The sequence below is a fragment of the Thiorhodococcus mannitoliphagus genome, from assembly GCF_010915725.1.
GTDB classification, from domain to species: domain Bacteria; phylum Pseudomonadota; class Gammaproteobacteria; order Chromatiales; family Chromatiaceae; genus Thiorhodococcus; species Thiorhodococcus mannitoliphagus.
The window spans coordinates 1-1,730 of sequence record NZ_JAAIJR010000311.1 but is presented as its reverse complement, the minus strand read 5'-3'; the positions used below and the strand labels follow the sequence as shown (position 1 = coordinate 1,730).

The 1,730-nt window shown below is 52.1% G+C and carries 3 protein-coding genes; all 3 read left to right on the top strand.

The features are described from left to right. Positions 1-301: 301 nt before the first annotated feature. The 3 genes from G3480_RS26450 (at position 302) to G3480_RS26440 (ending at position 1,644) form a co-directional block, all read left to right on the top strand. Positions 302-805: a type II toxin-antitoxin system VapC family toxin gene (locus tag G3480_RS26450; RefSeq protein ID WP_338114236.1), complete on the top strand. Its 504-nt coding sequence runs from the start codon at positions 302-304 to the stop codon at positions 803-805. A gap of 201 nt (positions 806-1,006) precedes the next feature. Beyond that, positions 1,007-1,417: a DUF4258 domain-containing protein gene (locus tag G3480_RS26445; protein ID WP_206171925.1), complete on the top strand. Its 411-nt coding sequence runs from the start codon at positions 1,007-1,009 to the stop codon at positions 1,415-1,417. A 17-nt stretch (positions 1,418-1,434) separates the two neighbouring features. Next, positions 1,435-1,644 (top strand): type II toxin-antitoxin system MqsA family antitoxin, encoded by a 210-nt coding sequence (locus G3480_RS26440; protein ID WP_164657175.1) that lies wholly within the window; start codon positions 1,435-1,437, stop codon positions 1,642-1,644. The last annotated feature ends 86 nt before the right edge of the window (positions 1,645-1,730 follow it).

Genomic DNA, 1,730 nt, shown 5'->3' with positions numbered 1-1,730 from the left:
CTTCTGTGTACCGATAATTCGAGTTCAAGTGACTGTTATCAAAGCATTTTATCGATCACCTGAATTCCGGGAGAGCCACAAAAACACCGGCGAGATGACGGCCGTACCGCGACACAATGAAATGAAAGAATTGATGGCGCGAAAAATTTGCAGAGACCTTGGAATTGAAGAGCCATGATACGGCTAACACGGCAAATGCAGCCGACCCCAAAAGCGCGCGTCGAACTCGCTACTTATTTCATGCTTCAGTGCCACGCGCGCTTTTGGGTCGGCTGATTTGCAACGTTAGCTTCCGAGAAACGTGGCAACCGAACCAAAGCAAATGAAGCCTGTTGTCTACATTGAGTCCTCGGTAATCAGCTATCTGGTTTCTCGTCCCAGTCGCGATATCATCATCGCAGGCCGGCAAGCACTTACGCTTGAGTGGTGGGAAAACGAGAAACAGCGCTTTGACTTGAGAGTATCGGCTCTGGTTGAGGACGAAATCGGGCGCGGAGATCCTTCGGCTGCTGAACGCCGACTTGCACTCATTGAACGAATTCCAAGCCTAGCCGCTACGGATAACGCTCTCTTACTCTCTGAAAGACTCATTGCAGAAAAGGCTATACCCGCTGGCAGCGAGGATGACGCCCTTTACATCGCTATCGCTGCAACTCAAGGAGTTGATTATCTGCTTACCTGGAATTTCAAGCATATCAACAACGCCGAAACCAAGAAATTGATCACTCGAATCGTTGAATCCCTCGGCTACGTTTGTCCCTTGCTTTGCTCGCCGGAAGAACTCGGAGGCACATCTAATGGTTGAAGACCCTATCGTCGAGGAAATGCGAAAGCACCGGGAAGAACATGCCTCCGCTTACGGACATGATCTCCGGCGCATTATTGCCGCACTCCGAGAGCGAGAAGCGCAATCAAAACGCCCTGTGCTTAATCCCGGTCCAAAATATTTGCTCCAAAAGACAGGAAGCTAACACGGCGCTCAAGCTGACCCCGCGCGGTCCGCGCCGTGCTGGATCTCAATCGTCGTTCTACGCGCGGGGCGGCTTATCTCGGGCGTTGGGCACAAAGATTCGCGCTGACCGCTCATTCCTTGTGGCTTCAGGATATGATTATCACCGGCATCCAAGAGAAGATCCGTTCCCGGAGCTACGAGTTCTCTCGACACGCGGTGGATCAGAGTATTCGCCGCGACATCAGCGTGGGCGAATTGGAAGAGGCGTTGGTGGGTAACATCGAAATCATTGAGGATTACCCGGATGACAAGTATGGTCCGAGCTGCCTCGTTCTAGGGTACACCAGTTCGGGACGTGCGCTTCACGTGCTTTGCAGCTATCCGAGTCGTTCGATACTAAAGGCCATCACGATTTACGACCCAGATCCGAGCCAGTGGATTGATGACCGCATCAGGATAAGCTGAAAAATGTGGAGATATCCATGAAAGAAACTATGGTCGATAAGACAGTTACCTACACGCTTGAGTACAAGGGCAAGCTCTACGTGGTTGAACAGGTTCCGGCTCGTGTCTGCCAGGAAACTGGAGAGGAGTTCTTCTCGCCGGATACAGTCGAACATATCCAGAGGCTCATCAAAGGCGGTAAGCGCCCTGATCGAATCATCGAGACTCCGGTCTTCAAGTATGCATAGCGAGAGCCCAACGAATAAGGTTAGATCGTCCGAGCGAAGCGAGCGACGATCTGAACCGGTTGTTGGACAAGCCCGGGATCGTGGCG